Raw genomic sequence first — 8,778 nt, forward strand, 5'->3', positions numbered from 1 at the left:
TAACTTTTTTATTTTGCCTTGATGGGTAAGGTGATAATAAATTCTGTTCCTTGACCTAGTGTTGAGTTGACGTTGAGGGAACCGCTATGTTTTTCGACGATAATTTGACGCGCGATCGCCAATCCCAATCCAGTCCCTTTACCGACTTCCTTCGTCGTAAATAAATCATCAAAAATCTTCTCTCGCACCGCCTCATTAATACCAACCCCATTGTCTTTGATGCGAATCAAAACTTGCTGCCGATCGCCCAATAATTCTGTCTCGATCGTAATTTTATTAGGAATCGCTTTAATCTCTGCAAAGCTCCGTCCAGTATTTGATTCATCCAGGGCATCGATCGCATTCGCCAACAGATTCATAAAAACTTGATTGAGCTGGCCGGCATAACACTCAACTAAAGGCAAATCCCCGTATTTCTTAATAACTTGAATCTCCGGGCGAGTGTCTGAAGCTTTGAGACGGTGTTTGAGGATCGTCAAGGTACTGTTGATGCCATCATGGATATTACAAGCAACAGGGCGATCGCTATCGGCACGGGAAAAAGTTCTGAGGCTAGTGCTAATATCTTTAATCCGCTTCACACCTTCACGCATCGAGCTAACCAACTTCGGTAAATCTTCCCGAATATAGTCGAGATCGATTGTTTTAATTTCCTCTTGAATATCTGCATCGGGTTGAGGATACTTTTGTTGATACAAATCGAGCAAGCCAAACAAATCCTGAACATAATCCAATGCCGGTTGAATATTGCCATTTAAGAAACCAACCGGATTGTTGATTTCGTGAGCCACACCAGCGACTAGATTTCCCAGCGCCGACATCTTTTCACTTTGGACAATTTGCAATTGAGCTTGTTTTAGATTATCAAAAGCTTGTTGTGCCTGTTGATAGAGGGAGGCATTTTGCAGGGAGATAGCGGCTTGAGAGCAAAGCAAATTCAGCACCTCAACCCGAGCGCTCGTAAACGCCCCAACCGTCAGGTTATTTTCCAGATACAGAATTCCAATCAACTTACCTTGATTAACAATTGGACTGCAAAGCACACTTTTAGGCTGGTGCTGTTCAATGTAACTATCTCCAGCAAACTGAGGATTTACCCTCGCATCGGCAAGTACCAGCGGTTTCAAACTCCGCTTGACAGTATTGACCAAACTAATCGCTACATCCTGACTTGATTCTAGCGGTATTGATGGTAATAGTTGCGGTTCCTGCCCCTCTACGACAAGGGCTACTACCTGTAAATCAATATCTTGTTTAAGCAATAACACACACCGGGTAGCCCCAGCATTTGTCATCACTATTTTTAAGAGAGCAGTCAGGAGTTTATCTAGTTCAATCTCCCCAGAAATAGCTTGAGAGGCTTGGATCAGAGTAGGCAAATCTAGAAATTCAGAGTTGCTGCTAGAAGAGTGAGTAGAAGTAATCGTTCCTAATGTGATACTTCCTTTGAGGGAAGTAAAGGATCGATCTGACTGAAGGATGGGTGCGAGGAGTTGGGAATAACGTTTTTCCAGATCGTCTACTTTAGCCTTAGCTCCCCAACGACTGTAGATATAGTAAGCCTCGATCGTATAGTTACGCGCGAGGCGTTCTTTCCCCCATTCCAGAAAAAACTTTGCTGCCAGTTCATTGGCAAGTGCTTCTTCTTGGATGTAGCCTTGTTGTTTTGCTGCAATGATGGCGCGATCGTATAACTCTGCTGCTTGCCAATTAATCGCTAATACTCGCGCTTTTTCCGCTTCAATTAATTCATATTTATGCTGATTTCCTTCTGACGCATTCTCCACCCAGAATTTCATTTTTTCCTGATTAATATTGACTTGAGCTAAATATTCTTGTTGTTCATTCTCCGTGACTTCAGTATAGCGATTTAACAATGTTAGCGAATGGTAAAAATTGAGAACTATGACTTGCATAAAACCAAAAGCTGAGCCGGCTTGCTCCTGTGCTAGTCCCACATTTTTTAAGGCTTGACTACTATCGCCCAACAAGTAACATAGAATTGTTTTAGCCAGATAAAACATAAATAAAACTATTCCCGATTTAGCGGCAATAATGCGGGGCAAAGTTTTCTCTTCATCAAAGCTTTTACCGATCAATAATAGGGGATCTGCAGCTTGACCCTGTAAATTCAAACCTAATTGTCGCCATACTTGCGAGAAATGCGTAGAACTTTCTTGTTTAAAGTTAATACAAAAATTACCATAAAATTCTTGTTGCTGGACGGCAGATCCTAAGTTGTCCTCCGTAAAAAATAAGTAACTACACAAATTTGCAGCACAATATCCACCCCATTCAAAGTCACCTACTTCTAGCCCTGCTTGTAGTCCTTCTCGCAAAGGATCGACACTATTTCTTGCGGGTTCTTTCCAAGTACGAATATTGGCATTAAACAAGTTGTAAACTTTTGCTTTGAGCTCTTTAGCGTTAAACTTATCTAATAATTTTAACGCAATTAAACCTGCATGATAACCTCTATCTAAATGACCTAATCCTACCAATAATAACCCGTAAAAACCGTAGGCAAAAGATGATAGTGCTGAATCTCCATATTTAAGACATAAATTAATCATGGTGATGATTAATTGTGGAAAAATCTCTGGTCTTGCTACAAACACAGGAGTACAGAGGGTTCTTAAAATTTGCATGGCTGCCAGCTTATATGGATCTGTCATCAGTGGCAAATTATCTAAATCGTCAAGATTTGGTAAATCAATTATCAACTCATTGTCTAAGTCTATTCTCAGTAAAGAAATTGATAATTTTTCTAACACTTCTAACCCAATATCTACGGCAGCGATCATTTCTATTTGCTGAGCAATATAAATTTGCATTTTTAATTCATAAACTTTCACCTGTTCGAGTAGATTATTTGCGGCAGCCAGCGCCAACTCAGCTAATTTTAATGATTCCTCAAAGTTCAGGTTTAAATATTCAGCTTCTGCAGTAGCGATGTAAATATTGAGAGTCAATTTATACTGATTTTGCCAACTGTCTGTCGTCAGTAACTCGATCGCCATTTGTAAATAGACAGTTGCGGCAGCATAAGCGTTAGCAGTTTTGGCTTTCCGCCCTGTCACTAGGTTTAATTCGGCTAATTTTTGGCGCTCGCTTGGTTGAGTGATTAAATCTTTACCCTGATTTAAGTGTCTGACAATCTCAAATAGTTTTTCATCTTGCTCTATGTCTGAGGAATTTTGTAGTAACAATTGTCCGATTTGGAGATGAGTTGCTTGCTTTTTATCATCAGGAATGAGGAAATAAGCAGCTTGTTGAACGCGATCGTGTAAAAATCGATAAGTTGGATTAGCTGAAGCCTTGAAAACTTCATCACTATCCGATTCCGTAAAAAACTTATAGATTTTGGTCGTGGGAATCACCAAACCTTCCTGCAATGCTTTCCATAAAGCCGTAGCCGTCATTCCAGCAGATTTCTCACTGACAATTACTAAGGTCTTCAAATCAAACTGCGAGCCAATACAAGCAGCTAATGTGAGAACCTCCTGAGTTTCGCTGGGCAACTTCTGCAATTGCAATGCCATGAATTCAACGACATCATCAGTGATAGCTAAGATTTTGACTTGTGCAATATCACACTGCCAATGCCGAATATTCCAATTAAAACTAATTAGCTTATCGTCATGTAATGCCTTGAGAAACTGAGTAGCAAAAAAAGGATTTCCCTGAGTTTTTTGATAGACTAATTTGGTCAAAGGTTGGGCAAGAAACGATTCGCAATTCAGCGTATCCGCGACCAACAAATTCATATCTGGTTCGCTTAACGCTTGCAAAGTAATCGTATTTACTGTTGCCCCTGTTTTAACTATCTCATCCACTGTTAAGATAAATGGATGCACTGGCGAAACTTCATTATCTCGATAGGCCCCCAATACTAATAAATATCCTGTCTCCATCATCAATAACTGTAGCAAATTCAGGGAGGCTGAATCCGCCCATTGCAAGTCATCCAAAAACATCACTAAAGGATGTTCTTTCCTCGTGAAAACTTGCACAAACTTCTGCATTAGCAGATTAAAGCGATTTTGGGCGGCACTTCCTGACAATTCTGTTGCAGGAAGTTGAGGGCCAATTATACGTTCTAACTCAGGAATCACGTCAATCAAGACTTGTCCGCTGTCTCCCACTGCTGCTAAAATCTGGGTTTTCCATGTTTGCAGTTGAGTATCCGATTCTGATAGCAGTTGACCCATTAAGTCGCGGAAGGCTTGCACAAAGGCACTGAAGGGAATGTTGCGTTGAAATTGATCGTATTTGCCTTTGATAAAATAACCGCGCTGGCGGACAATGGGTTTATGAACTTCATTGACAACGGCGGTTTTCCCAATTCCCGAAAAACCTGCTACTAGCATCATTTCTGTTACTCCCAGGCTGACTCGCTCAAAGGCAGCTAATAGTCGATCGACTTCTTTTTCTCTACCGTATAGCTTTTCGGGGATAGTAAAGCGATCGCTAATATCTCGCTTTCCGAGTTCAAAAGATTCTATCTTGGCTGTTTTTTGTAATTGAACTAAACACATCTCTAAATCGTGCTTGAGTCCTAATGCACTTTGATAGCGTTTTTCGGCATTTTTCGCCATCAGCTTACTGACAATTTTCGCTAAAATTAGGGGGATCTCTGGCTTAATTTGATGGATGGGTATCGACTCTTTGGCGAGATGACAATGCACCAATTTCATCGGGTCGTCATAGATAAATGGCAACTGTCCTGTCAACAATTCATAAAAGGTCACACCCAGGGAATAAAAGTCACTACGATAGTCAATGCCTCGATTCATCCGTCCTGTTTGTTCGGGGGAGAGATAGGCTAATGTTCCTTCTAAAATATTCGGATTCTGGATTTCTTGGGTTTCTCTCGGTAGTAGGGAAGCGATGCTAAAGTCAATTAGTTGAATTTGTTTGGTGTCGGGGTTAATGAGAATATTAGCTGGTTTAATATCTTTGTGAATGACTCGGTTTTGGTAGAGATAGTGGATAATGTCTGTTAGTTGTATGGCGACTTGGAGAAATTCTGCTAAAGGTAAAGCTTGAGATGGTTGGGTGTGAGTTGTTGCTGTTTTGAGATAAGTAGATAGGGAGACTCCGCCAAAATCTTCCATTACTAGGGCATAGCTATTTTGGTATACTTCCAGCGTCAGGGGTTTGACGATGTGAGGGAAGTCGAGATTTTTGGCAATGGTATATTGGTTGCGAAACTGGACGAGCTCGTTGAAGGTGGGGTATTCGTTTCGCAGCAGTTTGACGACGACTGGGTATTGGTCACGGGTACGGATGCCTCGATAGACTAGGGTACGTCTACCTGCATAAAGTTGCTCTGTAACCTGATAACCTGACAAATGGGCGATCGCATCCATAACTTGTTGACCCTATATTATACAACAGTTAAATTAAAACCTTCCATTCCATTGTATTTTATTATTTGACAAAGATAGCGATCGCAAACTCTGCATCCTCGCCAGGGACAGAATTAACTGTAATTTTTTCCCAATGTTTATCAATTATTATTTAACCGAAAGCAATTTGGTCACAAGCATCCGGATTCATCCATTTACCTGTGAAAAAAGCTGCGCCTCCCGATCGCCAGCCCCGGACTCATCCGTGCGATCGATCTCAAATCTCAACTTTCAAATTTCAGGTGGCATGACGTGCGATCGCTAATCCTAAATTAGTTCCTTTGCCTACTCCGCACTATTTGCGCTATGTTATGTATAGTATGGTTGCGTAAGTTGTGATAGTACCAGAAAACAATAATTTGTAATTTTTAACCGCAAATATACGCAGATAAACCAGGATATAGAGTTGAGCTTATCTGCGTATATTGACTTCAATCTGCGGTTGTATTATGCTTTATTCCCCATAGTGACCGCCGACAACCTTACCCCGAAACACAACATAATTGTAGATGTTGTAAAAAATCATAATCGGGATCAGAAAGCCGATGAACACAATCATAAATACCAGGGCGCTGGGCGAAGCAGCGGCTTGGTAAATCGTGATTTCAGAGGGAATAATGTATGGGAAAACAATCAATCCCAAGCCGATGAAAGTGAGCAAAAAAATCAGAATCGTCCAGATAAACGGCGTTCGTTCTTCTTTGCTGGCGAGACTTTTCAGCAGCATTCCCACCAACAGCACTCCCAACAAAGGAATCGCGGCAAAGACATAAACTAGCGGTTTCTCAAACAACCTGGCTCTAGCACTTTCGTAAAAAATCGGAGTGGCGATGGTAATTAAAACCGCTCCGATTAAAGTTGTCACCGCCGCAATTTTAGCCGTGCGGTAGTGATTTGTTTGCAGTTCGCCCTCCGTTTTCATAATTAGATAGGTCGAACCGATCAAAACATACCCTTGAATCAGCGTCAAAGCAACCAAGATCGATCGCCAATCCAACCAGTCCCAAGTAGAACCTACAAAGTGACCGGCTTCATCAACCGCAATGCCTTCGAGTACCGCACCGAGGGCAAATCCTTGAGCTAAAGCTGCTAAAAAACTGCCAGCACCAAAGGCATAATTCCAGAATAATTTGCGATTAGAATGCTCGCGAAATTCAAAGGCGACAGCCCGAAATATCAAACCAAAAAGCATCATGCAAATCGGTATGTACAGCGCTGTCAAAATCGTGCCGTAAGCGAGGGGAAATGCGCCAAATAAAGCGCCTCCCATTAAAACCAGCCAAGTTTCGTTCGCGTCCCAAACGTTGCCCAAACTGGTCATTAAAATGCCCCTGCGTTCCTCGTCATCAGCAGTCAGAGACAGGATGCCTACTCCTAAGTCAAAACCGTCTAGCATGACATATAGCAGGAGAAACAAAGCCAAAACTACAAACCAAACTTGCGGGAGAAAATGCTCCAAAGCTTGCATAAAATCTCCTATTGTTGTGCTTCTAAAGGACGGCGATCGGGAACGTGTTCTGCGGGTTGACTTTCGATTGCAGGTTCATTGTCTAAACCTGGCACAGGCAGACTTAAATTAGGCCCTTGGCGGATAATTCGGCTGCCAAAATACAAGGCACAAACAAACAAAAAGCTGTAAACAACGGCAAAGAAACTGAGAGAAGTTAAAACATTGCTGGCGGGGATGTTTGACACCGCGTCAGCAGTGCGAATTTGCCCGTATAAAGCCCAAGGTTGTCTGCCGACACACCGGACAATCCAACCCGATTCTACAGCAATATATCCTAGGGGAGCAGCTAATACCCAAGCGCGCATCAGCCAAGGTTGACTGCTAATATTTTCAGCAGAAAGTTTGCCTCGCAGCCACTGAATTATACTGAACAGCATCAGTCCTAAAAAGAAGAATCCAATCCCGGACATGATGCGGAAACAATAATAGATTAAACCCACCATTCGCGGTCTATCTTCTGGCTGCCATTCCTTCAATCCGAGTACGGGTTCGGAGAGTTTTTGTTTGAATTCCAGAACGTATCCTAAGCCATTGGGAATGCTAATTTCCCAGTCATTTTTTTGGGCTTTTTCATTAGGCAAAGCTAGCAAAGTCCAATCGGCTGACTCTCCCGCTGGTGAAGTTTCCCACTTAGCTTCGATTGCTGCTAATTTAGTGGGTTGATAGTGATAAACTTGTTCGGCGCTCAAATGTCCGATGTATATCTGCAAGGGGGCAACGGCGATTGCTGTTGCTATGGCAATTTTTAAAGACTTGGAAAAAAAGGCTTGGTTGCGCTTATTGAGAATGTACCAAGCGCTAATTCCGCCAATGACAAACAGCGAAGTTTCTAACGTCGCAAAAAACATATGGAGAATGCTGTTTAATGCGAACGGGTTCATAATTGCTTGAAAGTAATCGCTGACAATAAACTTGCCATTGACCATTTCTCCGCCCGCAGGAGTTTGCAGCCAAGAGTTGGCGACTAAAATCCAGACTGTGGATAGGTTAGCGCCGAAGGCTACCATGATTGTAGCGAAAAGATGGACGATCGGGTGAACGCGCTCCCAACCAAACAGCATAATTCCTAAAAAGCCTGCTTCTAACATAAATGCCATTGAAGCTTCAAAGCCTAAAATGCTGCCAAAAAAGTCACCGACTGCTTCTGAAAATGGTGCCCAGTTTGTGCCGAATTGAAATTCCATCGGAATTCCAGAAGCTACTCCAATACCGAAGTTAAGGACGTAAAGTTTAGACCAAAAACGAGCGTGATGGTAGTAGTCGGGATTGCGAGTTTTCAGCCACATTCCTTCAAGAATTACCAGATAAATTCCCATTCCAGTTGTCAGAACTGGCCACAGCATATGGAATATGGCGGTTAGCGCAAATTGCATCCGCGATAGCGCCACGGTGTTAGATAAGATATCCATCGTTATATCCTTTGGTCAGTTCAAGAGAGGTTAGCTTGCACGAGTTCCAGAATTGACACTGGTTATAATGTAATGTAAAACTTGGCGACAATTTGTCGGTCTAGCACCTTTTAAGGTTTTATACAGATTTAGGTTGTATTTTCTTGTATGTTAAAAGAGGTAGATTGCGATTAGCCGTTGGTGGGGGCGGGTTTACGAGATTCTGGGTTTTAAGCATTTATTGTCGGTGAACCCGCCCCTACAAGATTTATGTTCGGTGATGGAAATATTATCTTAGTTGGGTGGGGGCAGGTTTACGAGATTGTGGGTTTTAGGCATTTATTGTCGGTGAACCCGCCCCTACAAGATTTATGTTTGGTGATGGAAATATTACCCACATTCCGCAGATATTCGATCGAACTTAATTTCAAAGAGATTCAGAATTATCAAACCCTCAAATGATTACTAG

General features: G+C 42.1%; 4 protein-coding genes. 1 reads left to right on the forward strand and 3 read right to left on the reverse strand.

Translation table 11 applies throughout. The features are described from left to right. Nucleotides 1–8: 8 nt before the first annotated feature. The 3 genes from QUA80_RS19415 to QUA80_RS19425 form a co-directional block, all read right to left on the reverse strand. Nucleotides 9–5,372, reverse strand: coding sequence for an AAA family ATPase (locus QUA80_RS19415; RefSeq protein ID WP_333426738.1), 5,364 nt, complete (start codon nucleotides 5,370–5,372; stop codon nucleotides 9–11). 493 nt (nucleotides 5,373–5,865) lie between these two features. Beyond that, nucleotides 5,866–6,879, reverse strand: a complete 1,014-nt coding sequence (gene cydB, locus QUA80_RS19420; RefSeq protein ID WP_333426739.1) for a cytochrome d ubiquinol oxidase subunit II — start codon at nucleotides 6,877–6,879, stop codon at nucleotides 5,866–5,868. 8 nt (nucleotides 6,880–6,887) lie between these two features. Continuing rightward, the gene (locus QUA80_RS19425; RefSeq protein ID WP_333426740.1) at nucleotides 6,888–8,330 is read right to left on the reverse strand and encodes a cytochrome ubiquinol oxidase subunit I; all 1,443 of its coding nucleotides are present in this window, start codon (nucleotides 8,328–8,330) and stop codon (nucleotides 6,888–6,890) included. A gap of 249 nt (nucleotides 8,331–8,579) precedes the next feature. On the opposite strand from QUA80_RS19425, the gene QUA80_RS19430 reads away from it, so the two are divergent. Then, a complete protein-coding gene (locus QUA80_RS19430) occupies nucleotides 8,580–8,771 on the forward strand; it encodes a hypothetical protein (protein ID WP_333426741.1) in 192 nt (63 codons plus the stop codon). The last annotated feature ends 7 nt before the right edge of the window (nucleotides 8,772–8,778 follow it).

It is taken from the genome of Microcoleus sp. F4-D5, from assembly GCF_036704885.1.
Classification (GTDB): Bacteria; Cyanobacteriota; Cyanobacteriia; order Cyanobacteriales; family Microcoleaceae; genus Microcoleus.